Origin of the sequence: Amycolatopsis sp. cmx-4-83, from assembly GCF_046548815.1 — a bacterium.
GTDB lineage: Bacteria > Actinomycetota > Actinomycetes > Mycobacteriales > Pseudonocardiaceae > Amycolatopsis > Amycolatopsis pretoriensis_A.
Genome location: NZ_JAEBEF010000004.1, coordinates 513933 through 537707 on the forward strand (window position 1 = coordinate 513933; position 23775 = coordinate 537707).

A 23775-nucleotide genomic window follows, 5' to 3' on the forward strand; every position below is an offset into this window, starting at 1 on the left:
TCACCTCACACCGTCGGGACCAGGCCGATCAGCACGCCGCTGATCAGCACCGCGTAACTGGCCAGGCTGACGCCGCCGGTGGCGAGCATCGTCGCCACCGGCTTCTGCCGGACCAGCTGGTAGGCGACCAGGCCCGGCACCACGAACCCGAGCGTCTGGTGCACGAACAGCAGCGGGAAGTCGGCCTGGAGGAAGAGCAGCAACGTCGTCTGCAGCAGCACGCCGAGCAGCACGACCGCGGCGAAGAGCCGCTTGCCGTACAGGATGACCATGCGCTGCAACGCCTTCGTGCCGCCGAAGGTCAGCGCCGTCATCAGCACGATGATCGCCGCGCGCCGGTAGTCCTCGACCATCGTCAGCGCGATCCAGCCGGGCGTGATCATCCCGCCGGGGGACAGGTTCGTCGTCAGGTAGCAGACCAGCGACAGCAGCAGGCCGATGGCGAGCCCGACGGTGGCGACCTCGGGGGCGAGGGACGTGGTGAGCATCAGGAGACCGGTTCCAGTTTCGCGAGTTCCTCGATGAGCAGTTCCCCCTGGCCGTGGATGTTGCCGATGGCGATGAGCGACGCCTGCCGCTCGACGCCGCCGACGATCCCGCGCAGCAGTTCCCGCGGCGAGCGCGAACCACCGAGGTCGACGACCCGGTCGTGCCACTCGCTGGGGATCGCGGCGCGGGCGCTGCGGGGCGGTTCGCCGATCAGCACGACGCGCTCCGGGGCGATGCGGGGGATCAGCGCGCCCATCTGGCCGTTGCGCTCGACGCGGTCCGGCCGGCAGTTGATGATCACGTGCAGCGGGTCGGAGATCGCGCCTTGCGCGCGGAGCTGGTCGATGTTCATCAACGTCGATTCGGGGTCGTTGGCGGCGAAGACGTTGGCGAAGCGCAGGTGGCGGCGGCCGGCGCGGTACTGGTGGACCTGGAGCACGCCCGGGTCCGGCGGTGCGGCCCACATGCCGTCCAGCGCCAGCTGCCGGTTGACGCCGAGCAGGTCCGCCACGGCGAGCGCGATGGCGACGTTCTCCTTGAAGGTGATCCAGCCGAAGCCGCGCATCTCCTGGTCGGACACGGATTCCGGGTCGACGGCGATGAGCTCGCAGTCCCGTTTGGCCGCCTCCTCCTGGAGGATGTGCAGCCGGTCCTTCTCCGCGGTCAGGCAGATCCCGCCGACCGGCATCGAGCGGGACAGCGAGCGGGCGACGTCGTCGAGGGTCGGGCCCATCTCGGCGAGGTGGTCTTCGCGGACGTTGCACAGCACGCCGATGGTGGAGCGGATGAGCTTGCTCTGGTTGATCTCCTGCAGGTCCGGCATCACGGCCATGCATTCGATGACGAGCGCGTCGGGCCGGTAGGCCGCGGCGCGGCGGACGATGCCGATCTGCTCGACGACGTTGGCGATGCCGAACTTGCGGTAGACCGGCTCTTCGCTGCCGTCGGGGTGGATGAACCGCGCCGCCGTGCCGGTGGTCTTCGCCGTCGTGACGAGCCCGCCGCCGCGCAGCGCGCCCGCGCAGAGCCGGGTGATGGAGGACTTGCCGCGGATGCCGTTGACGAGCACGCGCGTCGGGATGCTGTGCAGGTGCCGGTAGTGCTGGCGCTGTTCGGCGATCCCGGCGGTGAGCATCGCCGCCGATGCCAGGAGCAGCACGACGTAGAGGAACGTCACGTCAGACCCCGGCCCCGTCCAGCTCGATGCGCTGGAGCAGCACGGTTTCGTCGGTCGCCGCCCCCACCGGGCGCCGGACCTCGCCGAGCCGGTCCCGGCCTTCGGTCAACGCCTGGCGGCAGATCTCGACGCAGGAGGCGATGGTGCCGATCTCGTCCTGCCGCTGCGGGTAGACGACGGCGCCGGTGTCGCCGCGGGCGATCCGCCGGGTCTCTTCGCCGACCCGCCGCAGCGGCCGCACGACGACCAGGAAGTGCCAGGCGAACAGCATCAGCGCGACGACGGCGGTGAGCAGGGCGGCGACCCGCGCCCCCGAGCGCACGGTGTTGTCCGCGAGCCCGAGCGAGCCGATCGGCTGCTCGGCGACCACGACCCACTTCAGCGAAGCCGCGTTGCCCTTGCCGGCCAGGCGCTGCGCCGCGACGAGCGCCGACGACGTCGTCTGGCGGGCGTCCTTGCCGGCTTGCGCCGCGTCGACGCTCTTGATCAGCGCCGGATCGGTGAGCGCGTCGAAGGCGAGGTAGCCCTCGGTGTCGGCGATGGTCCGCTTGCCCTCGTCGACGACGCGGACGCGGCCGCCCGCCGGCCCGAGCAGCGCGGCCATCCGCGGCACGTCGTACTCGCCGACCAGGACGTTCTTCGAATCCGGCAGCGGGGTGAAGGCGTAGACGACCGGGACGCGGCCGCTGGTGTTGTGCTGGCGCAGCCCCTCGCCATCCGGCAGCTTGCCGGGGTCGCGCAGGGACTCGCGCCCGGCCTGCAGCACCACCGACCCCTGCTCGTCGGCGACGTAGACGCTGCGGAACCGGCTTTCGGTGCCGGCCAGCTGGTCGAGCATGCCGCGCAGCCGGTCCGGCTGCTTCCCCTTGCCGAGCCGCGCGACGGACTGCAGGTCGGTGAGGCCCTCGGCGAGGCTGCGGCGCAGCGTGTCGGCCGAGCGCGTGACGCGGACGCCGTGTTCGCTGAGCGTGGTCGGCGAGACCTCGGCGTGCTGCCGCCCGAGCGTCGCGGCGACCGCACCGGACCAGCCGAGCAGCGCCAGTGCGACAGCCGCGATGACGAGCTGGGCGGAGAGGAACGGGCGGACCGGCTTCGCGGGCTTGCGGCGGCGGAGCCGGCAGCGGTAGCGCTCGACCGCGGTCGTGAGGACGTTCACTTCGCGGATCCGCGAGGGCCGGACGGGCTTGCCGAGCCCGCCGGCCGCGACGGCGAGCGCGTCGGTGCGCAGGCGGCGGATCGGCGCGACGACCACGCGCCGCAGCAGGACGAACCCGAGCACGGCGAGGACGAGCAGCGCGGCGGCGGGGATCAGGCCCGGCCAGCGGACCGGCACCGCGTCGACCGGCGAGCGGCCGAACGAGACGACGGACAGGCCGAGGCTGCCGCCGGTGCCGGACGGCGAGACCGGGGCGTAGGCGACGACGGGGGCGCGCTTGCCCGCCGCTTCGGCGTCGCCGGTGAGGACGCCGGCCTGGCCCGCGGCGGCCGCGGTCGAGGCGCGGGCGAGCAGTTCCTGCGCGGGCCGGTCGGTCGCGGCGACGTCGGTGCCGTGCGTGTGCAGCACCGCGCCGTCCGAAGTGACCAGGCGGACCTGGGTGCCCTCGGCCAGCTCGCCGCCGATCCCGCGCAACGCCGTCGAGACGACGAGGAGCTTGCCGGCGCGGGTCCCGGTGAGCGGGAGCGCGGTCAGCACGAGCGGGGTGTCGCCGGGGCGGGCGACCGGGCGGACGGTGAGGTTCGTGACAGCGACCCCGCGCAGCGTCTCCACCGGCACCGGCTCGCCACGCGTGGCCAGCACCTTCTGCGAAGCCAGGTCGTAGACGGCGATGCCGCGCCAGTCGTCGTAGGTTTCCCCCAGGCGGGTGAGGAGCGCGTCGTCGTCGGCGGTGTCGAAGACCCCGGAGCCGGCCGCGACCTGCAGGTCGCCCGCGGCGGCCGTCGCCGACGTCGCGACGCTCTGCGCGATCCCGGCGGTGGTGCGCTGCCTGCTCGCGGTGACCTCGTCGGAGACCCGGCCGGCCCGGTCGTCGGCGCGGACCAGGGAAAGCGGGCCCGCGGTGGACAGGTACAGCGCGGTGAAGGCGGCGATGAGCAGCAGCAGCGCGAACGTCGTCGCGGACGCGACGCCCACTCCGCGCGGGAAACCCGCTTCCGGGATCTGCGCGCGCAACCGGGCGACGCGATCGCCGTGCGGTGTTGGCCGGTTCACCTGGGTCCCCAGGGCCCTTTCGGTCGAGCGATCCCGGAAAGTAACGGGCCACAGGGGCCGTTAGTGGAAGGTCCACTCTTTCGGGTCACGTGAAGGTCTCGAAGTTGTCAGCGGTGACCGTACAACTGACCCCATCGTGGGACAAACGGCGGCACGGAGTGACGACTGGGCAGAGTAAGTACACTCCTGGTGGTGATCAGCCGCCCTCGGACGTTGCTCAGCGTGGCCGGCGTGGTCGTGGCCCTGGGGCTGGTCCTCACATTGGTGCTGGTCCTCGGTGACGACGAGCAACCGCAGCCCGTGCCGGAGGCCGGTTTGGATTCACTCGTAACGAAGTTCACCGCCGGGCTGTCCGCTGACCAGGAGTACCGCTCACCGAAATCCGACGAACGTCGTACGGCGGCCGCGGGGTTCGCCGCCGTGGTGGATCGCCGCGGCACGGCGGACTTCGAGAAGCTCGGCTTCTCCGTGCGCGACGGCGTCGACCCGGCGACCGGGCGGCCGTACACGATCGCGGTGAACGAAGCCGGCGGCGACCGGGCGTGGGGAATGTACGTCATCGACCGGTCCGCGCCGCCGTCGCTCGTGGTGGAGGTGCCGCACCCGGCGTTCGACCTGCGCACCGAGCTCTTCGGCGTCGACCTGTTCCGGCGCGTGCCGGGCGCGGTGCTGCTGGTGGCGGGCGCGCACCGCAAGGCCGGCGACGGGAAGGCCGACGTCGCCCACGAAGAGGACTCGGTGTTCCACGTCGTCGCCACCGCGCTCGCGGGGCGCGGGCTGCCGCAGGTCCAGCTGCACGGCTTCCACGACCAGAACCTGCCCGCGACCGACGTGGTGCTCTCCTCGGGCGCCACGGTCGCGGGGGACGCGGCCCGGCGCGCGGCCGACCGGCTGACGGCCGACGGGTTCGCCGTGTGCCGCGCGTGGGAAGAGCGCTGCAAGGGCCTGGAAGGCACGACGAACGTCCAGGGCAAGATGGCCGCCTCGGACGACACGGTGTTCCTGCACGTGGAGATGAGCCGGACGGTCCGCGAGGCGCCGGACCGGCGCGCCGACGTCGTCCGCGCGCTGACCGAAGCCGACCTCACCAAACCCTGATACTTTTTTTCGACCGCGACGGGTGATTGACACCACACCCCTGCGCCGTAAAGTGCGGAGGCCGGTCGTTCTCGTATTCCACGATTTCGACGGAATGGGGTCATGGGGGCTCGCAGCGCGACCGGCCCGCAATTCCGATCTTTATTCGGGGAGGCCCTTCGTGCGTCGGAAACAACGAGTGGTGGCGATCGCCGTGGCGGCCGGAATGGCGTTCCCCGTCCCGGCGGTGGCCGCGGCGGCGACCACGGCTCCGGCGGCGGACGGCCAGTCGGTCACGCTCGTCACCGGCGACCGAGTGCGGGTGCTGCCCGGGGCGCGCGGGGCGGCGGCCGCGGTCGTGGTCGAGCCCGGAGCGGGCCGCGGCGGCATCGGCTTCCTGCGCGAGACGAGCACCGGCGGCCGGCCGGGCGACGTCACCGTGGTGCCCGCGGACGCGCTGCCGCTGCTGGCCGCCGGGCGGCTCGACCCGCGCCTGTTCGACGTCTCCGAACTGCTGCGCCAGCACCTGGCCGACCCCGAACCGGGCCTGCCGCTGATCATGACCTACGCCGCCGGGGCGCGGCCGGCCGCGGCGGCCGCCACGACCGTCCGGGACCTGCCCAGCGTGCGCGGGGCGGCCGTGCGCCAGGACCGGCGGCGCGGCCCGGAGTTCTGGACCTGGCTCACTGCGTCCCCGGGCACGCTGCGGCCCGGCATCGGCAAGGTGTGGCTGGACGGCCTGGCCACCCCCGCCCTCGACGTCAGCGTGCCGCAGATCGGCGCCCCGGCCGCCTGGCAGGCCGGCTACACCGGCAGCGGGGTCACCGTCGGGCTGCTCGACACCGGCGTCAAGGCCGACCACCCGGACCTGGCGGGCAAGGTCGTGGCCGCCCGCGACTTCACCGGGACCCGGCCGGACGCGAGCGACGACCTCGGCCACGGCACGCACGTCGCGGGCATCATCGCCGGCACCGGCGCCGCCTCCGGTGGCCGCTACCGGGGCGTGGCGCCGGACGCGCGGCTGATCAGCGGCAAGGTCTGCGTCGCCTACGGCTGCCCGGAGTCGGCGGTGATCGCCGGCATGGAGTGGATCGCGCCGCAGGTGCCGGTGGTCAACCTCAGCCTCGGCGGCGACGCGACCGACGGCACGGACCCGTTGTCCCAGGCGGTGAACACCCTCACCGCGCAGTACGGCACCCTCTTCGTCGCCCCGGCGGGCAACGACCGGACGCTCGACCTGCCCGAGCCGCTGCCGGTCGTCGCGCCCGCCGCGGCCGACGCCGCGCTCGCCGTCGGCAGCGTGTCCGCGACCGACGTGACCAGCCCGTTCTCCAACCGCGGGCCGCGCCTCGGCGACTACGCGGTCAAGCCCGACCTGTCCGCGCCCGGTGAAGGCATCGTCTCGGCGCGGGCCCCGGGCACGCGGGACGGCGACGCGGCGCCGGTCGACGCCGACTACGCCCGGCTGTCCGGCACGTCGATGGCGGCGCCGCACGTCGCCGGCGTGGCCGCGCTGCTGCGGCAGGAGCACCCGGACTGGACCGCCGGCCGGCTCAAGCCCACGTTGACCAGCACCGCGCAGCCCACCGGCGACGTCGCGGGTCAGGGCGCGGGCCGGGTGGACGCGGCCCGCGCGGTCACCCAGCAGGTCACCGCCACCACCGGGAGCCTCGGCTACGGCTTCTTCGCCTGGCCGCACACCACGCCGGTGACGAAGACCGTGACCTACCGCAACGACGGGGCCACCGCCGTCACCCTCGCGCTCACCAGCTCCGACGGGCTCGTCACGCCGTCCGCGGCCACCGTGGTGGTCCCCGCGCACGGCACCGCCGACGTCGCCGTCACCCTCCGGCCCACGGCGGCGGCGACCGGCCCGCACAGCGGCCGGCTGAGCGCGACGGCGCCCGGGATCGCCGTGCAGACCGCGTTCGGCGCCTCCCTCGAGCGCGAAAGCTACGACGTCACGGTCCGGCTGACCGGCCGCGGCGGCGGGCCCGGCGCGGGCATCGCCAAGCTCGTCAGCACCACGACCGGGGAAGCGTTCGGCGTCCGGCCGATCGGGGCCGACGGCGTGGCCGTGGTCCGGGTGCCCAAGGGCAGCTACGACCTCAACGCGTTCGACGTCTCGGGCCAGGCGGTGACCCTGCTGTCCAAGCCAGGGGTCGCGATCACCGCGAACACCTCGTTCACGCTGGACGCCCGCACGGGCAAGCCGGTGCGCGCGGTGGTCGACCACGCGGACGCGCACCTGCAGTCGGGCGAGCTCGGCCTGGTCTCGGGGAACCCGGCGGGCGACCGCACCAGCACGCTCGCCTGGCTCGTCCAGCCCGGCAACGAGCTGTTCGCCGCCGGTTCCGGGCGCCAGGTCACCGACCACACCTACGCGATGTACCTGCGGGCCACGCTGGCCGCCCGCGAGCCGGGCACCGATCCGGCCGGGTACGTCTACCAGCTGGCGCTGCTCGAACGGGGCCGCGTGCCCGCCGACCCGGTGTTCCGGGTGCGCGACCGGGACCTCGCCGTCGTCGACGCCCGCTACCGCACCCAGGGCGGGACCACGGACGGCCTGCGCGTCGACTACGCGTCGTTCGGTTTCCCGGGCGCGGACAGCGGCGCGTACCAGATCCTGCCGCACACGCTGCCGAGCCGGCGGACCGAGTACTACACGCCGGGGCCGTCGGTGAGCTGGCAGCACATCCTCGCGGTGTACCCGCCGGACCTGACCGACTCGGAGAACCAGTTCTCCTACCGGACCTACCGGCCCGGTGCCCAGCGCGCGGACTGGAACAGCGGCCCGGTGGGGCCCGCGTTCGGTGCGCCGCGGGACGGCTGGGGCGTGCTGCGCGCGGGTGACCAGCTGACCTACGCGATCCCGGTGGTCTCGGGCAGCGACCCGGAGCAGTACAGCGCGCCGCCGGTGGGCCTGTCCGGCACGGCGACGCTGTCGCACGGCGGGGTGGAGCTGGGCACCAGCCCCGATCCGGCCTTCGGGGCGTTCACCGTGCCCGCCGGCGCCGGCCCGCTCACCCTGCGGTCCGTCGCCACCCGCAGCGTGCCGTGGTCGCTGCTCGGCACCCACGTCGACGTGGCGTGGACGTTCCGCGACACCGGCGAGGCCGTTCCGCCGCCGCTCATGGTGGTCCGGGCGCAGGGCGCGCTCGACGACGACAGCCGCGCTCCGGCGGGCCGGCCGTTCCTGCTCGCGCTGACGGCGCAGCGGCAGCCGGGCGCGGGCGCGTTCCGCCTCGCGGACCTGCGGATCGAGACCTCCGCGGACGACGGCACGACGTGGGCGGACGCGCACGCGATCCGGCTCGGCGACGGCGGCCTGGCGGTGGTGCGCAACCCGGCGGGGGACGGCTTCGTCTCGCTGCGCATCACGGCCCGCGACACCGAGGGGAACAGCGTCACCCAGACCGTGCTCAGGGCGTACCGGACGACGTCAGGGTGACGACGGCGAGCGGGACGGCGAAGGCGGCGGTGGTCAGCAGCCGGAGCACCCGGCGGTGGGCCAGCCACTCGCCGTCCCAGCCGCCCTCGGTGTCGTAGCGCGTGTTCGCCGTGGTCATCAGGGCCCGGCCGAGCCCGAACCCGGCGCCCGCGGCCAGCGCGGCGGGCAGCGGCGCGGTGAGCGCCACGGCCACCGCGGCGACGTAGGGCAGGCCGCTGGGCAGGTAGGTGCGGACGCCGGTGCCCATCTCGAACCCGAACTGCAGCGGGCCGAGGTGCCGGCCCAGCCGGAAGACGGTGTCGGGTACCAGCCGCCGGTTCTCCGGCAGCCGGAACGACCACACGCCCGTCTCGCGCAGCAGCACGGCGGCCAGCGCCACGGCCACCACGCCCCAGCGGACGGCGACCGGCAGGGGCGCGCGCAGCAGCGATCCCGCCACCACGAGCACGAGGGCGGTGAGGGCGCCCCCGCAGACGAGTCCCGCGCAGAACGCCAGTGTCGGTGTGCCCCGCCAGACCGGCGAGCTCAGCACGGAGGCCGAGTTCCGGCTTCAAACGGAGCCGCTGGTGGCGAAGCCGGCGGCCGCGCACAGGACGAGCCACGCACTCGGCAGCAGCCAGCCCGGCGGCGCGAGCACGGCCGCGCCGGCCACGGCCAGCGCCGCTACCACGAGCCCGCCGGCGATCGTCAGCGGGTGCCAGCGGCGCCGGGGGAGCGCCGCGGTCAGAGCTCGGCCCGGCAGATGGTCAGGTAGGTCTGCCCGGTGCTGCCGTCGCCCCAGAACGTCGAGAACCCGTCCGAGCAGCGGTAGACCTTCTTGTCCGGCGTCGTCCACCGCCACGCGTTCTTGGCGATCGTCTGGCCGCAGGTGTTGGACAGCGGCTGGTGGTCGACCTGCACGCCGTTCTCGTTCCACGTGCCGTACTTGTGCCAGCCCGCTTCGCAGTACGTGCTGCCGCGCCAGTAGCCGCCGAAGCAGGCGGCGTAGGTGTTGACGTAGGTGCCGCTGGTGTCGAGCAGCTCGGGGTAGCCGGTGGCGTAGGCGTCCCGGCAGTCGTTGCGGTCCCAGCCCTGCATGCCGTCGGGGCCGGTCTCGGCGTTCGCGCGCCGCAGCCGCGACAGGCCGGACCAGTCGAGCGCGGTCGCGCCGATCGTCAGCACCCCGAGCGCCACCGCCCGCAGGAACGTCCGGCGGGCGGTGGTCCCGGGCAGCTTCGACCCCGCCCGCGTGCGCCCGGCGTCCGGCTCCGCCCGGTCAAGCTCCGGAATCCGCGCCAGCTCGAGTGCCACCGACATCCCCTCCTGCCGTCGGGCCGGCCCAGCCGGCCAAGGTCGTGTCCACGTCGCCCGCGCGGACCGGGAGCCGCAGCCGCCGGACGCGGCCGTCCTCGTCGGCCAGCATCAGCACCGGCGGCGAGAGGTGCGAGACCGAGCGCCACGCTTCGGCGTCCGAGACCACCGGCAGGCCGCGGGCCAGGTCCTGCCACGCCGACGCCGGTTCGTGGGTCAGCAGCGTCGTCCCGGCGCCCAGCTCGGCCAGCCGGTCGACGACGGTCAGGCAGAGCGGGCAGCCGGAGTCGACGGCCGCCACGACCCGGCCGGCGAACCGCGGCCCGAGGACGACGTCCGGCGGCGCCGCCACGAAGCCGTCGGACGTCCGGGTGACGATCCCGCGCAGCAGCCGCACCTCGCGCAGCACCGCCGCGAGGCCGAAGAAGAGCACGGCGATCGCCGCCCAGGTGATCAGCAGCACCGCGGTCGACGTCGTCATCGGCGCTGCCAGCCGACGTCGAGCTCGTCCAGCCAGTCGAGCCGCTCGCGCTCGGTCTTCGCCGCGGAGTCCGCGAGGTGGACCTCGGCCACCCCGGCCGCGCACCCCAGCACGAACGACCGGGCGTTCGTCTTCCACACTTCGCCGTGCTTCGTGCGCGCGCCGGCGTGCGGCGGGATCAGCGCGGCGGCCTCGCGCGGGGCGGGGATGGACAGCGAGCCGTGGTCGCGGACCACGACCACGAGGTGCTCGCCGGCGGGGTCGAGCAGGGTCGCCGGCCGCGGCGTGACGACCATGCCGCCGACCCGGTCCTCGATGCGCAGGGAGCCGAACAGGCCGGCCACGCGGTCGCGGTGCGGCGCCGGACCGGCGTACACCGTCATCAGCTCGTGGTAGTCGCCGAGCAGGGTGGCCACGGACGACTGCCCGTCGGCCGCCTCGGCCACGACGACCTCGCGGCCGTGCACGAGCAGGCGTTCGCGGGTGCGGGCCGGCGCGACGCGGGTGCACGCGAAGTCGTGGTAGCCGCGCGACCCGATCTGGAAGCCGGTGCCGTACGAGCCGCCGACGAACCGGATTCCGGCGACGACGTGGGAAACGGGGGCCCCCGCGGAAAGCCCGACGGTGACGCGGCCGCCGCTCGGCGCCGTCAACCGCAGTGTCTGGATCGCCATCGGACCTCCGATTCGGCGGATATTCCGCCTTGCGAGACTAACCGACGAATTCGGCTCCGGTCACGATTGTTCGGCCATCGGGCGGCGTGCCTGCCGCCGAATGGGGACGGCAATTCTGCCAGCGAATAACATACCGCTCCGTGAATGTTTTCTGGACGGCGGCGATGACCGTTTTGTCCGCGACGGGGGCGATTCTTCTGGTCGCGGCCGGGCTCGGGCACGCGGTGCGCCACCGGGAGCACCGCGCGGTGCTGCGGGCGCACCGCCTGCTGCCCCCGGCGCTCGCCGTGCCGACGACGCTGGTGGAGCTGCTGCTCGGCGCCGCCGTGCTGCTGGTCCTGCTCGCGGCTCCGGCAGCTGCCACGCCGGCCGTGCTCGCGCAGGCTGTCCTGTACGTCGCGTTCGCCGGTTACGCGGGCGTGCTGCGCGTGCGACGACCGGGCGTGCCGTGCGGCTGCTTCGGCACCGAGGCCGTTTCGTGGGCCGTGGTGGCGAGAGCGGCCGTGCTCGCCGCGGGCAGCGCCGGCTGCGCGGCCCTCGGGACGGCGGACCCGCTGTGCGTGGCAGCGGGCGCCGTCCTCGCGATGGCGGCCTACCTGTTTCGCTGACGCCTCACGCGGAGCGTTCTCCGAGGCGGGGGAACGGCTTCGTGGAGAACAGGACCTCCACCGAGACCTCGAAGAACTCCGCGATCCGCAGCGCCAGGTAGAGGCTCGGGCTGTACTCGCCGCGTTCGAGGTAGCCGATCGTCTGGTAGTGCACGCCGAGGGCCTCCGCGAGCTGGCGGCGGGAGATCGACCGCTCCGCGCGCAGCATCGCGATCCGGTTGTAGACGACCTCACTCATGACTACCCCACACGCTGCATGGCCTTCTCCCGCCGTTCGGCCACCGACGAACCCGCTTCGCGCCGCGCCATGCGGCGGAGCAGGACCGGGGCCAGTGCCAATCCGATCACGGCCCACGCGACGAGTACGGCGAGGGTCGGCAACGGCCGCCACGACTGGCCGATCTCGACGACCACCGCGGTGTCCGGCAGCAGCGCCGAGCGCATGCCGAGCCCCAGCCAGTACATCGGGAACACCTGCGCGACGCCCTGCACCCAGCCCGGCAGCGCGGTGACCGGGTAGAAGATCCCCGAGATCGCGCCCAGGCCCATGATCGGCAGCGTGATCAGCGCGATCGACCGCGGGCTGTTGGTCAGCGAGCCCAGCGCGGCCCCGAGCGGCAGGGTCGCCACCAGCCCGAGCGCCAGTACCCACACCAGGTGCAGGTACGACCAGCCGCCGTCCGGCGCCAGCGAGTCGAACAGGAACAGGCACGGGATCAGCACCAGCAGGATCGAGGTGACCTGCGCGATCGCCACCGCCGTCGTCTTCCCGACCAGGTAGCCGAGCATGCCGTTCGGCGTCGCCTTCGCGCGCAGCAGCGTGCCGTCCTCGCGGTCGATGGCGAGGTAGCCCGCCGTGCTGTTCAAGCCGTTGAACACGATCCCGGCGCCGAGCACGCCGGGCACGGTGGCCGCGCCGAGCGAGAAGCCGGTGCCGGGCAGGGTGGCGTTGCGCATGAAGAACAGCGCGCCGAGGAAGAGCGCGACGAAGACCAGCTGCCCGACGACGTCGTCCCGGTTGGTCCAGGTCTGCTTGAACTCGATCCAGCCGCGCGCCAGGCCGGTGCGCAACGCGGCGGTCTTGGCGTTCATCGCGCACCCGCTTCCTGGAGGCCGAGCTCCGTTTCGCCGGCGGTCTCGGCGCGGTGGACCAGCGTCATGTAGGTGTCTTCCAGCGACGCCCGCCGGACCTCGAGGTCCGCGACCGCCTCGCCGTGCTGCTTGAACAGGTCGTACACGTACTTCGTCGCTTCGGTCGTCGAGTGCACGAAGCGCTGGTCGCCGACGCTCCAGCGGACTTCGGCCTCTCCGGCGATCTGCCGGCTCAGCTCGTCGGCCGAGCCGTCGGCGATGATCCGGCCGCCGTTGAGGATCAGGATCCGGTCGGCCAGCTTCTCGGCCTCGTCGAGGTCGTGCGTGGTGAGCAGGATCGTGGTGTCGAGCTCGTCGGAGAGCCGGTGCACGAGGTCGTGGAACTCGCGGCGCGCCTCGGGGTCGAAGCCCGCGGTCGGCTCGTCGAGGAACAGCAGCTCGGGCCGCCCGACGATGCCGATCGCGACGTCGAGCCGCCGCCGCTGGCCCCCGGAGAGCTGCTTGAGCTTCTTGTGCGCGTGGTCGGTCAGCCCGACCGCGCCGATCAGCTCGTCGACGTCCCACGGCCGCGGCATCGACGGCGTCGAGTACGGCGCGTAGTACCGGCCGAGGTGCGCGAGCAGCTCCCGGACGCGCCACTTCCCGTGGTCGCGCCAGGACTGGAGGACGACCCCCAGCCGCGCCCGCCAGTCCTCCCCGCCGTGCGCCGGGTCGGTGCCCAGCACGCTCACCTCGCCGGCCGACCGCATGCGGAAGCCTTCGAGGATCTCGATCGTGGTCGTCTTGCCCGCGCCGTTGGGCCCGAGCAGGCAGACGACCTCACCGCGGTACGCCTCGAACTCGACCCCGTGCAGCACGTCGTTCGCGCCGTAGCGCATGCGTAGCCCGCGCACGCGGACCACCGGATCGGCTGGATCTCTCATCGCGCGTCACCCCCATCTGACTGATGCGATCGAATGTAGCACACCTACTACATTCGATCAGAGTTCTGCTTCGGCGGGAACTTGACCCGCGGTCATCCGGTTCGCCGGGCATGGGTACTTGGCTGGGGCTCGCGCTCCCGGGTGGCGTCGTGGTCCTGCTGGTCGTGGCCGCGATCGAACTGCGGCCGCGCAAGGACGGCTCGCGCTTCAAGGCGCGGCTGTCCTCGACGTACGTCGAGGAGACGACCGCGTTCCTCTACGGCACCAAGCGGCGTGAGCTGGAACACCGGGAAACGATGTCGATGCTCGTCGAGCAGGACTCCGAGGGGGCGCCTCCGTGGCGTGACGTGGACTTGGACGCCGGGATCGCGAAGATCCGGCCCCGTTCGGACCCGCCGGGGCCGGAAAACGGCCAGCTACAGTGACCCCATGCCGACCCCAGCACGCGTGCGAGCCGACGCGTGCCCTGGTGTTTTCGCACCGCACGACGCCGCCGACGGGCCACTCGCGCGGGTGCGGCTGCCCGGCGGCACGATTTCCGCGGTCCGGCTGCGCGCGCTGGCCGACGCCGCCGAGGCGTGCGGCGACGGCGACCTCCACCTCACTTCGCGCGGCAACGTCCAGCTGCGCGGCGTCACCCGCCCCGGCCTCGCCGAGCGGCTGACCGACGCCGGCCTGCTGCCTTCGCCGTCGCACGAGCGGGTCCGCAACGTCCTCGCGTCGCCGTCGAGCGGGCTGCGCGGCGGGCTCGCCGACGTCCGGGGCCTGGCCGCGGCGCTCGACCTCGCGCTGTGCGCGGCGCCGGAGCTGGCCGCGCTGCCCGGGCGGTTCCTCTTCGCCTTCGACGACGGGCGCGGCGACGTCGCCGGGGAAGGCGCCGACGTCTGCTGGCGGGCGACCGGTCCGGCCGAGGGGACGCTGCTGCTCGCGGGCGGCGACACCGGCCGCCGGGTGGCGCGCGCGGACGCCGTCGCCGCGTTGCTCGACCTCGCGCGGGAGTTCGCCCGCGTGCGCGGGACCGCCTGGCGCGTCGCCGAACTCGACGACCCGGCCTGGCGCGGGACGCCGGTCGCCTTCGCGGACGCCGAAGTCGTGGCCGGGGTGTTCCCGCGGGACGACGGCGGGCTCGCGGCGGGGGTCGTGCCGCGCTTCGGGCAGCTTTCGGCCGCGCAGGCGCGGGCCCTGGCGGAGTTCGGGACGGCGGTGGTCACGCCGTGGAAGTCCGTGGTCCTGCCGGACGTGCCCGCGGACGTCTTCGAGCGGCTGGGTTTCGGCGCGACCGCTCTGGGCACGACCGCCTGCATCGGCCGGCCCGGCTGCGCGAAGTCGCGCGCCGACGTGCGCGCCGACGCGGTGTTCCGGCCCGGGCTGCGCGCGCACTTTTCGGGCTGTGAACGGCGGTGCGGCAAACCGTCGCAGTCCCATGTGGACGTTGTGGCGGAAGCGGACGGATATCGGGTCGACGGCCGTTGGGTGCCGCTCGACGAGGTGAAGGGAACCCTGTGATCGACTACCTGCGGGACGGTGCCGAGATCTACCGGCACTCGTTCGCCACGATCCGCGAGGAAGCGGACCTGGCGATCCTGCCCGACGACGTGGCCGGGCTGGCGGTCCGGATGATCCACGCCTGCGGCATGGTCGATCTGGTCGACGACCTGCGTTACACCCTCGACGTCGTCGAGTCCGGCCGCGCCGCGCTCGAAGCGGGCGCGCCGATCCTGTGCGACGCGCAGATGATCGCCAGCGGCGTCACCCGCCGTCGGCTGCCCGCGGCCAACGAAGTGCTTTGCACGCTGTCGGACCCGAGTGTGCCCGGGCTCGCGGAGCGGATGGGCACCACGCGCTCGGCGGCGGCCCTGGAACTGTGGCGCGACAAGCTGCCCGGCTCGGTCGTGGCGATCGGCAACGCGCCGACCGCGCTGTTCCGCCTGCTGGAGATCCTCGACGAAGGCGTGGGCGCGCCCGCGGCGATCATCGGCGTGCCGGTGGGCTTCGTCGGCGCCGCCGAGTCCAAAGTGGAACTGGCGAAGCGCGCCCCGGCCCCGTACCTGGTGGTGCACGGCCGGCGCGGCGGCAGCGCGATGGCCGTGGCGGCGATCAACGCACTCGCGAGCGCCGAAGAATGAGCCTGGGCAAGCTGTACGGCGTCGGCCTCGGCCCCGGCGACCCGGAACTGATGACGGTCAAAGCGGCACGGCTGATCTCCGAGGCGTCGGTGATCGCGTACCACAGCGCGCGGCACGGCCGCAGCATCGCGCGTTCGGTCGCCGAGCCGTACCTGCGCGAGGGGCAGATCGAGGAGAAGCTCGTCTACCCGGTCACCACGGAGACGACCGACCACCCGGGCGGCTACGAGGGCGCGATCGCGGACTTCTACGAGCTGAGCGCGAAGCGGCTGGCGGAGCACCTCGACGCGGGCCGCGACGTCGTCCTCCTCTGCGAGGGCGACCCGTTCTTCTACGGCTCGTACATGTACATGCACGAACGGCTTTCCGGCCGCTTCGAAGCGATCGTCGTCCCGGGGGTGACGTCGGTGAGCGCGGCGTCGTCGGTGCTCGGCCGCCCGCTCGTCCAGCGCGACGAAGTCCTGACGGTGCTCCCGGGCACCCTCCCGGCCCCGGAACTGGCCCGCCGCCTGGCCGACACCGACGCGGCGGCCGTCCTGAAGCTGGGCCGCACGTTCTCTTCGGTGCGGGAAGCGTTCGCGGAGGCGGGAAAGCTCGACGACGCGGTGTTCGTCGAGCGGGCGACGTGGGGGCAGCAGCGGATCGAGCCGCTGGCTTCGGTGGACCCCTCGACGGTGCCGTACTTCTCGCTGGCTCTGCTGCCTTCACCGGCTTACGCTTCGCGGCAGTCGCCTGCTGTCGCTCCGGTTTCTGCCGGGTCCGGTGGCGAAGTCGTGGTGGTCGGCCTGGGTCCCGCCGGTCCTGAGTGGCTGACGCCGGAGGCTTCGGCGGAGCTTTCCGAGGCCGAGCACATCGTCGGGTACGGCCCGTATGTCGCGCGGGTGGCCCAAAAGGCGGGCCAGCAGCGGCACGCGTCGGGCAACCGCGTGGAGGCGGACCGCGCCCGCGAGGCCCTTTCCCTGGCCGCGGCCGGTGCCCGGGTGGCGGTGGTGTCTTCGGGCGACCCGGGCGTGTTCGCGATGGCGTCGGCGGTCCTGGAGCAGGTCGCGGCGGGCCACGGCACGGGCGTCCGGGTCCGCATCGTCCCGGGCGTGACGGCGGCCCAGGCGGCGGCGTCCCGGGTGGGCGCACCGCTGGGGCACGACTATTGCGTGCTTTCGCTGTCGGACCGCTTGAAGCCGTGGGAGATCATCGAGAAGCGCCTGGACGCGGCGGGCGCGGCGGATCTCGTGCTGGCGCTGTACAACCCGGCTTCACGCACTCGGACGACTCAGCTGGCTGACGCTCGTGCGGTCCTGCTCCGCCACCGTTCTGCCGAGACACCGGTGGTGGTGGCACGGGATGTGGGCGGGCCGGAGGAGGACATCCGCGTCACGACTCTCGGGGACCTCGATCCGTCCACAGTGGACATGCGCTGCCTGCTGATCGTGGGCTCGTCCCGCACCCGGGCGGAGAACGGCATCGTCTGGACCCCGCGCAGCTATTGAGGAGGCTCAGAATTTTGATCTTCGCCCGGCGAAGAATTTATTTTTCGCATCCCTGAGCCGCTTGAGCTGCAGAGATGGCAACAACAAGATCAATATTAGTCTTTTGGGTAGTGCTCGAAAACGGCTTCTTGCGGCACACTTGGTGCTCGCCGGAGTGGCGTTCGTGGGTGTCGTGATCGTTGCTGCGATCGCCGTAATCGTGCGCCGTGGAAATGCGCTGTGGCTGCTCGTGATAGCGGGTGTGCTGCTGCTTGCGTTGTTCGTGATCGATCGGGGCGATCCAGCCATGCTCGTCGCGCTGGCCGAACTCGTGAGAAGCATCGGCGGCGCGACCGGGCCATGATCAGGGACCCGACCAGAAATTCGTGAAGGCCACCTTGAGGAACATGGAGTTCCTCAAGGTGGCCTTCACGACCGCGTCAGCGGGTGGGGTCCTTGCCGTTCGGCTGCCGCGGCCCGGGCCCGGCCGACCACCAGCCTGGCACCGTCTTCTCGCCGTGCACCACCGTCGGGGCGATGCCCTCCGTGAACGGCTCGATCTGCAGCAGCTGGCCCCACGACTGGCTCGGCTGCCCGATCAGGTAGCTCGGCACTTCGGGCTCCTCGGCCAGCTCCTCCAGCCACCCGATCGGCCCGCCGTTCGTCGACGACGCCCACTGGGCCTCGTCCGCCAGGCCGCCCGCCGTGATGCGGTACGCCGGGACCTGCGAGATGCCGTCGTGGGACGTCACCGGCTGGACGCACGGGTACACGAACGACGCCGGCCAGTCCACGTACACCGGCTTCGAGCCGATGCGGTCGGTCAGGGTCGTGAACGTCGGGACGCGGGGGGCGGACGCCGCGATCCAGCCGTCCTCCGTGAGATCGTTGTCGACGATGTTGATGCGGACCGCGTCCGTCTCCGGGGGGAGGTCGCGCAGGTTGATGCGGGTGTCGTTCCAGCCGCCGGTGCCCGCGCCCGGGGGGAGCATGAACTGGCTGCGGACGATCTTCACGCCGTCCGGGGTGTTGTGGCCGTAGTCGAGGCTGACCGACGTCGGGCGGCGGGCCGCGCCCGCGGTCGCCACCACGACCTGGCCGTCCGCCCGCTTCTCCGTCAGCGCGTACCAGTCGCTGCGCAGCCGGCCGGCGCGCGTCTCGGGGTCGAGGAAGCTCGACCACATCGGGACCTTCTCCGGCGTGAACCCGTGCGGCGGCTCGGCCAGCGGGTCCTTGTCGTCGACCGGACGGGTGTGGAAGCCGGTCTGGACGCGGCCGTTGTCCTGGTCCGGGTTCGGCAGCGGCGAGTTCTCCTGCGGCTTCTCCGCGACGGTCCGCTGCTCGGACTGCGTGTGCAGGATGCTCGTCGCCGCGTCGCGCTCGACCATCACGTGGTCGGAAAGGTTGCAGCTCTTGCCGAACAGGTGCCCGACGTTCGCCGCGCCCAGGCTGTAGCTGCCGGCCTGGTTGTGGATCGCCCACGCCATCGTGACGAACTCGCCCGCCGCCACCAGGCCGCAGACCACCACCAGCGACAGCGACCCGAGCCGCAGCGCGCGCAGCCGGCCCTCCTGCACCGGCGGGGGCGCGCCCGGCCGGTGCGCGCGGACGTTCTCGACGAACGCGTAAATCCCGGCGATCGCCGCCGCCACCAGCAGGATCGTCGACAGCGGGATGCCGCCGATCGACGGCGCCACGTTCGTCCACTGGACGCCGAGGCGCGAGACGAACCAGTACGTGTTCGGCCCGGTCGCGGCCAGCGCGGCGACGACCAGCAGTCCGGCCAGGAAGGCCGCTCGGTTGCGCTGGGACCGCAGCACGGTCGAGCTGGTCGCGAGCGCGGTCAGCGCCGCCATCGACGCGCCGACCGCGGCGAACGCGCCGAAGTGGTGCGTCCACTTCGTCGGCGTCAGCGCCAGCAGCAGGAAGAACAACGCCGTCGTGCCGATCAGGCGGCGCGCGGGGCCGAGCGCCGCGCCCTGGATGCGGCCGCGGCGCAGCAGCATCACCAGGCAGGTGGCGGTGCAGAGGCCGACCAGCAGCACCGGGAAGCGGCGGGGCGCCGAGCCGTCCGGCAGGCTTTCGAACAACAGCTGGTAGCGCGCGAGTTCCTGGAACCACGACAGGTTCGGGCCGACCTGGGTGCGGATCCGGGTGGCCTCCTGCACCGTCGCGAACGTCTGGTCGGCGAACACCACGACCAGCACGAGCAGCCCGGCCGCGGCGACCGGCGCCAGCACCGGCAGCCAGCCGCTTTCGTTCGCGCGCTGGCGCACCAGCTTGAACAGCGGCCGCGCGGCGACCAGGAACGGCGCCACCGCGAGCAGCCCGGTCGGCGTCGCGGCCAGGGTGAACCCGGCGGCGGTCAGGCCGAGGCAGAGCGGCAGCAGCCGCCGCGTCACCAGCGTGCGCTCGACCGCGCAGATCGCCAGCAGCGAGCCGAGCGCGGCCACCGGTTCCGGCCGGACGCCGTTGTTGTAGGGCATCCACCAGATCAGGAACACCGTCGCCGCGGCCCAGCTGGCCGGGCGGCTGGTGCGGATCTGGGTGCCCAGGCGCGGCATCACCTCGCGGCTGATCAGCAGCCAGCTGAGCACGCCGAGCAGGAACGACGGCAGCCGTATCCACGGTGGCACCGTGCTGACGTGCGTCATCAGCTCGAACACGTGGTAGAACCAGCCGAACGGCGCTTCGGCGACGCCGAACCAGCGGTGGTAGTTCGTCAGGTAGCCGGTCGATTCGGTGACCCGGGCCATCGTGAGGATGTAGCCGTCGTCCGAGGTCACCGGGCCGATGAAGACCCACGCGCCGAGCGCGGCGATCACCGTCGCGTCCCGCAGCGTCAGCCGCCACCAGCCGACCGGCGCCCAGCGCGGGGCGCGGCGCGCGAAGCCGGAGTCGCGCCGCCAGACCGCGATCATGCAGCCGATCAACGACAGGATGGCGACCACGCCGACGACGATCTTCAGCGCGGTCGGCGACGTCTGGTAGCGCGTGTCCGGCACGACCGAGACGTGCAGGCCGGCGATCGGGTCCTTGCTCGAGTTGATCGAGGAGTAGATGCCGACGACGCGGGGCCGCACGTCGCCGTTGGCGTGGAAGATCGGCGTCCCGGCCACGGCGAGGGTCATCTGCGTCGCGTCGACGTCCAGTTCGACGTCGCACTTCTCGGCGGGCAGCGGCTGCTGGGCGATCTGCTGGCCCTGGCTGGAGGCGAGCAGCACGCCGTTGTCGACGCGCAGCTGCATGCCGACGCCGTTGCCCGACTTCGGGTCGGTGCGGCCGTCCGGCACGGTGGCGAACAGCAGGCCCGGACCGTTCGTGCGGGCGTCGACCGAGCGGATCGCCGCGCACGGCAGTTCGGCACGCAGGTCCTGGGCCCAGTACCCGGTCAAGGGCGCGTTGACGGAGCGGGTGTCGCTGCCGGTCGGCCAGACGACCTCCGCCGTGTCCTGCACCACCGGCAGGAAGGGGAAAGCCAGCGCGCACAAGGCCGAGAGCAACCCCAGCGCTACGGCAATCAGACGCATCGGCGCAACGCTAACGGGTCAGCGGTCGGCGGCTGACGCAGCCCCCGGATCACGTGGGGTGAACCGCCCGTGGTGGACCGCCTCCGTCAGGGGACGGCGGTTGCGCCAGCCGTGGCGCTCCAGGTCCGGCACGCTCTCGAGCCGGCTCACCGGGCCCACGCAGAGCCACGCGACCGGCCGGACGCCGTCCGGGATGCCCAGCAGCTCGCTCAGGAACGGCTCCCGGTAGAAGCTCACCCAGCCGACGCCGAGGCCTTCCGCGGTGGCGGCGAGCCAGAGGTTCTGGATGGCCAGGCACACCGAGTACAGGCCGGCGTCGGCGATGGCGTGCCTGCCGAGCACGTCGGGCGCGCCGCGGGCCGGGTCGTAGGTGACGACGATGCCGAGGCTCGACTCGAGGATGCCCTCGATCTTGATGTTCGCGAAGGTGCCGGCGCGGTCCTCGGCCAGCTGCGCGGCGAACACCTCGCGCTCTTCGTGGACGTGCTTCGCGAACTTCTCGCGCGTCGGGTGGTCGTCGACCAGCACGAAGTCCCAGGGCTGGGTGAGCCCGACGCTGGGCGCGGCGTGCGCGGCTTCCAGGACCCTCGTCAGAGTCGCTTCCGGGACGGGCGCGCCGGTGAACTCGCCGCGGACGTCCCGCCGCTTGCGCAGGACCTCGTAGAACTCTTCGATCATCGGTGCAGCACCCATTCGACGGCTTCGGGGACGGTCGCGGCGGTCTCGGTCGCCGGCCGCGGCGGGCGCCGGACGACCAGGACGGGCTTGCCCAGCTCCCGGGCCGCGGTCAGCTTCGCGCTGGTCCGGCCGCCGCCGGAGTCCTTGGTGACCAGGACGTCGACGCGGCCGAGCAGCTCACGCTCGGCGGCCGCTTCGTACGGCCCGCGGGCGAGGATCAGCTCGTGGTGGCGCGGCAGCGGCGGCTCGGGCGGGTCGACGCAGCGGATCAGGAACCACAGGTCGTCGAGGTGCGCGAAGGCGGGCAGCCCTTGGCGGCCGCTGGTGAGGAACACGCGCTTCCCCAGGCCGGGGAGCTTTTTCGCGGCGTCGGCGAGGTCGTCCGCCCAGTGCCAGACGTCCCCGGGGCCCGGCTGCCAGCCCGGGCGGGCGAGCCGCAGCAGGGGAATGCCGGTGAGCCCGGCCGCCTTCGCCGCGTTGGCGCCGATGCGTTCGGCGAAGGGGTGCGTGGCGTCGACGACGGCTTTCACGTCGTTCTCGCGGAGCCACGCCGCGAGTCCTTCTGCGCCGCCGAAGCCACCTACGCGCACTTCGCCGACGGGCAACCGCGGCCGCGCCACGCGTCCCGCGAGCGAAGAGACAACGCGGACTTCGCGCGCTGTCAGGTCTTCGGCGAGTTCCCGCGCTTCGCCGGTGCCGCCGAGGATGAGGATCACCGGGGACGTCCGTACCCGACGGCCTCGCGCCACCGGTCGAGAGTTCGCAGGTTGGCCAGGGTTTCGGCCCAGCTCAGCTCGGGGGCCTGCCGATTCCCGACGTGCGTGGCGACGTGGTCGGCTTCGCGCGCGAAGACACCCTGGGTCGCTTCGACCTCGATGACCTCCGGTTCTCCGCCGGCCGGCGTCAGGATGATCTGCGACGTGCCCGGCGTCCGGAGCGGGTGGATCCAGGCGGGCCGCGGGATGTGGAGGTGCCCGCGCGAGCCGTACACGCGGATGCCGTCTTCGCGGGTCAGGCGGATGCCGCACGAGATCGTCGCGAGGATGTCGCCGGGCAGCCGCAGCAGGCCGGTCGCGTACTCGTCGACGCCGTGCTCGCTCAGCCGGGCCATCCCGCTGACTTCGAGCGGCTCGACGACGTCTTCGCCGGTCGCGGCCTGGGCGACCAGCCGGGCGAGCGACGTGCAGTAGCAGCCGACGTCGAGGATCCCGCCCCCGCCGAGCGCCGGATCGCTGAGGCGGGCGGTCTCTTCGGGGTTGCTGTCGAAGGAGAACGTGGTGTCGACCGCGCGGACTTCGCCGATCGCGCCGCTCGCGACGAGTTCGGCCAGCCGCCGCGTCTGTGGGTGCAGCCGGTACATGAACCCTTCCATGAGGAAGACGTCGTGCGCCCGCGCGGCGGCGATGACCTCTTCGGCGTCGGCGGCGGTGAGCGTCAGCGGCTTCTCGCACAGCACGTGCTTGCCCGCCTCGGCGGCGGCGATCGCCCAGTCCTTGTGCAGGGCGTGCGGTGTCGAGACGTAGACGGCGTCGACGCCGGGGTCGGCGAGGAGGTCTTCGTAGCTGCCGTACGCCTTCGGGATGCCGAACCGCGCGGCGAAGTCCCGCGCCCGCCCGGCATCTCGCGCGCCGACGGCGGCGAGCGTGCCGTGCTCGCTCTCCTGGACACCCGCGGCGAAGTGGCCGGCGATCGTCCCGGCGGCCAGCAGGCCCCAGCGCAGTTCCGTCACAACGACTCCGGTTGGTCGGCCCGGTCACGGGCACTCGAGTAGAGGAAGCTGTCGGGGAAGTTCGTGGCGGCCAGCACCCGCCCGACGAAGATCGTGGCCGCGCGGGTCATCCCGGCTTCGCGGACGAGCGCGGGGAGATCGCCCAGCACCCCGCGCACAACGGTTTCCCCGGGCTGGCTCGCGAGCGCGACGACGGCCACGGGGCAGTCGGCGCCGTAGTGCGGGACGAGTTCGCCGGCCACCCGCTCGACGTGGTTGATGGCGAGGTGCAGCGCGAGCGTCGCCCCGGTGGCGGCGAACCCGGCGAGCGTCTCCCCGGGCGGCATCTTGGTGGACCGCGCCTGGACGCGCGTGATGACGAGGCTCTGCCCGATCTCGGGCACGGTGAGCTCCCGTTTCAGCGCGGCGGCCGACGCGGCGAAGGCAGGCACGCCGGGGACGACCTCGTACGGGACACCGGCGACGTCGAGCCGCCGCATCTGTTCGGCGACGGCGCTGTAGAGCGACGGATCCCCGGAAGTCAGCCGAGCGACGACCTTCCCGTCCTGGTGCGCACCGACCATCCGCGCGACGATCGCTTCGAGCGCGAGGTTCGCGGTGTCGATGAGGATCGCCTCCCGCGGGCAGTAGGCGAGGAGATCGGTGGGCGTCATGCTGCCGGGGTAGAGGCAGACGCCGCACCGGGCGAGGAGGTCCCGGCCCCGCACGGTGATGAGGTCGGCGGCACCGGGCCCGGCGCCGATGAAGTGGACGGTCACCGGCGGCTCCCGAGGAT

Annotated in this window: 23 protein-coding genes; 8 read left to right on the plus strand and 15 right to left on the minus strand. The window is 73.1% G+C overall.

The window, feature by feature from the left end:
• Window positions 1–5: 5 nt before the first annotated feature.
• The 3 genes from ACLJQM_RS14880 to ACLJQM_RS14890 are packed head-to-tail and all read right to left on the minus strand — an operon-like array spanning window position 6 to window position 3836.
• Window positions 6–488, minus strand: coding sequence for a poly-gamma-glutamate biosynthesis protein PgsC/CapC (locus ACLJQM_RS14880; protein ID WP_247019884.1), 483 nt, complete (start codon window positions 486–488; stop codon window positions 6–8).
• Entirely contained in the window at window positions 488–1666 is a 1179-nt protein-coding gene (pgsB, locus tag ACLJQM_RS14885) for a poly-gamma-glutamate synthase PgsB (protein ID WP_410631704.1), read from the minus strand. The genes ACLJQM_RS14880 and pgsB overlap by 1 nt, the downstream gene beginning before the upstream one ends.
• Window position 1667: 1 nt before the next feature.
• Entirely contained in the window at window positions 1668–3836 is a 2169-nt protein-coding gene (locus tag ACLJQM_RS14890; protein ID WP_410631705.1) for a HAMP domain-containing protein, read from the minus strand.
• Window positions 3837–4067: 231 nt separating this feature from the next.
• On the opposite strand from ACLJQM_RS14890, the gene ACLJQM_RS14895 reads away from it, so the two are divergent.
• Window positions 4068–4973: a hypothetical protein gene (locus ACLJQM_RS14895; RefSeq protein WP_410631707.1), complete on the plus strand. Its 906-nt coding sequence runs from the start codon at window positions 4068–4070 to the stop codon at window positions 4971–4973.
• A gap of 160 nt (window positions 4974–5133) precedes the next feature.
• Window positions 5134–8403: a S8 family peptidase gene (locus tag ACLJQM_RS14900; protein WP_410631708.1), complete on the plus strand. Its 3270-nt coding sequence runs from the start codon at window positions 5134–5136 to the stop codon at window positions 8401–8403.
• Here the strand turns inward: ACLJQM_RS14900 and ACLJQM_RS14905 are convergent.
• The 4 genes from ACLJQM_RS14905 to ACLJQM_RS14920 all read right to left on the minus strand — a co-directional run bounded on the left by ACLJQM_RS14905 (window position 8375) and on the right by ACLJQM_RS14920 (window position 10848).
• Window positions 8375–8935 (minus strand): hypothetical protein, encoded by a 561-nt coding sequence (locus ACLJQM_RS14905; protein WP_247019894.1) that lies wholly within the window; start codon window positions 8933–8935, stop codon window positions 8375–8377. The two genes, ACLJQM_RS14900 and ACLJQM_RS14905, sit on opposite strands and share 29 nt — an antisense overlap.
• A gap of 191 nt (window positions 8936–9126) precedes the next feature.
• A complete protein-coding gene (locus ACLJQM_RS14910) occupies window positions 9127–9693 on the minus strand; it encodes a hypothetical protein (RefSeq protein WP_360774047.1) in 567 nt (188 codons plus the stop codon).
• Window positions 9659–10174, minus strand: a complete 516-nt coding sequence (locus tag ACLJQM_RS14915; RefSeq protein WP_360774050.1) for a hypothetical protein — start codon at window positions 10172–10174, stop codon at window positions 9659–9661. Before ACLJQM_RS14915 ends, ACLJQM_RS14910 begins: the two co-directional genes overlap by 35 nt.
• The gene (locus ACLJQM_RS14920) at window positions 10171–10848 is read right to left on the minus strand and encodes a hypothetical protein (protein ID WP_410631709.1); all 678 of its coding nucleotides are present in this window, start codon (window positions 10846–10848) and stop codon (window positions 10171–10173) included. The genes ACLJQM_RS14915 and ACLJQM_RS14920 overlap by 4 nt, the downstream gene beginning before the upstream one ends.
• 140 nt (window positions 10849–10988) lie before the next feature.
• Between ACLJQM_RS14920 and ACLJQM_RS14925 the strand changes: the two genes are divergently transcribed.
• A complete protein-coding gene (locus tag ACLJQM_RS14925) occupies window positions 10989–11456 on the plus strand; it encodes a MauE/DoxX family redox-associated membrane protein (protein ID WP_410631710.1) in 468 nt (155 codons plus the stop codon).
• 4 nt (window positions 11457–11460) lie between these two features.
• Here the strand turns inward: ACLJQM_RS14925 and ACLJQM_RS14930 are convergent, their stop codons facing one another.
• The 3 genes from ACLJQM_RS14930 to ACLJQM_RS14940 are packed head-to-tail and all read right to left on the minus strand — an operon-like array spanning window position 11461 to window position 13471.
• Window positions 11461–11694, minus strand: coding sequence for a helix-turn-helix transcriptional regulator (locus tag ACLJQM_RS14930; RefSeq protein WP_043784651.1), 234 nt, complete (start codon window positions 11692–11694; stop codon window positions 11461–11463).
• A gap of 2 nt (window positions 11695–11696) precedes the next feature.
• Window positions 11697–12548, minus strand: coding sequence for an ABC transporter permease (locus ACLJQM_RS14935; RefSeq protein WP_247019905.1), 852 nt, complete (start codon window positions 12546–12548; stop codon window positions 11697–11699).
• Window positions 12545–13471, minus strand: coding sequence for an ABC transporter ATP-binding protein (locus tag ACLJQM_RS14940; protein ID WP_360774057.1), 927 nt, complete (start codon window positions 13469–13471; stop codon window positions 12545–12547). The genes ACLJQM_RS14935 and ACLJQM_RS14940 overlap by 4 nt, the downstream gene beginning before the upstream one ends.
• Window positions 13472–13581: 110 nt before the next feature.
• Here ACLJQM_RS14940 and ACLJQM_RS14945 point away from each other — a divergent pair, with 110 nt between their 5' ends.
• The 5 genes from ACLJQM_RS14945 (at window position 13582) to ACLJQM_RS14965 (ending at window position 17427) form a co-directional block, all read left to right on the plus strand.
• Entirely contained in the window at window positions 13582–13896 is a 315-nt protein-coding gene (locus ACLJQM_RS14945; protein ID WP_410631711.1) for a DUF6191 domain-containing protein, read from the plus strand.
• Between the two features lie 4 nt (window positions 13897–13900).
• Window positions 13901–14977 carry a precorrin-3B synthase gene (locus tag ACLJQM_RS14950; protein WP_410631712.1) on the plus strand — a complete coding sequence of 359 codons (1077 nt, stop codon included), beginning with the start codon at window positions 13901–13903 and terminating at the stop codon, window positions 14975–14977.
• Window positions 14974–15597: a precorrin-8X methylmutase gene (locus tag ACLJQM_RS14955; RefSeq protein WP_247019914.1), complete on the plus strand. Its 624-nt coding sequence runs from the start codon at window positions 14974–14976 to the stop codon at window positions 15595–15597. Before ACLJQM_RS14950 ends, ACLJQM_RS14955 begins: the two co-directional genes overlap by 4 nt.
• Window positions 15594–17084, plus strand: coding sequence for a precorrin-2 C(20)-methyltransferase (locus ACLJQM_RS14960; RefSeq protein ID WP_410631713.1), 1491 nt, complete (start codon window positions 15594–15596; stop codon window positions 17082–17084). Before ACLJQM_RS14955 ends, ACLJQM_RS14960 begins: the two co-directional genes overlap by 4 nt.
• Window positions 17085–17247: 163 nt before the next feature.
• Window positions 17248–17427, plus strand: coding sequence for a hypothetical protein (locus tag ACLJQM_RS14965; protein WP_247019918.1), 180 nt, complete (start codon window positions 17248–17250; stop codon window positions 17425–17427).
• A 76-nt stretch (window positions 17428–17503) separates the two neighbouring features.
• Here the strand turns inward: ACLJQM_RS14965 and ACLJQM_RS14970 are convergent, their stop codons facing one another.
• From ACLJQM_RS14970 to cobM, 5 genes are read right to left on the minus strand one after another with little or no spacing between them, the layout of a single operon-like run.
• Complete coding sequence (locus ACLJQM_RS14970) at window positions 17504–20593, minus strand: arabinosyltransferase domain-containing protein (RefSeq protein ID WP_360774073.1); 3090 nt, start codon at window positions 20591–20593, stop codon at window positions 17504–17506.
• 18 nt (window positions 20594–20611) lie between these two features.
• Window positions 20612–21271 (minus strand): 5,6-dimethylbenzimidazole synthase, encoded by a 660-nt coding sequence (gene bluB / locus ACLJQM_RS14975; protein ID WP_410631714.1) that lies wholly within the window; start codon window positions 21269–21271, stop codon window positions 20612–20614.
• On the minus strand, window positions 21268–21987 hold the full coding sequence (locus tag ACLJQM_RS14980) for a cobalt-precorrin-6A reductase (RefSeq protein WP_410631715.1): 720 nt from the start codon (window positions 21985–21987) through the stop codon (window positions 21268–21270). The genes bluB and ACLJQM_RS14980 overlap by 4 nt, the downstream gene beginning before the upstream one ends.
• Complete coding sequence (locus tag ACLJQM_RS14985) at window positions 21984–23000, minus strand: Gfo/Idh/MocA family protein (protein ID WP_410631716.1); 1017 nt, start codon at window positions 22998–23000, stop codon at window positions 21984–21986. Before ACLJQM_RS14985 ends, ACLJQM_RS14980 begins: the two co-directional genes overlap by 4 nt.
• On the minus strand, window positions 22997–23758 hold the full coding sequence (cobM, locus tag ACLJQM_RS14990) for a precorrin-4 C(11)-methyltransferase (RefSeq protein WP_247019927.1): 762 nt from the start codon (window positions 23756–23758) through the stop codon (window positions 22997–22999). The genes ACLJQM_RS14985 and cobM overlap by 4 nt, the downstream gene beginning before the upstream one ends.
• Window positions 23759–23775 lie beyond the last annotated feature (17 nt).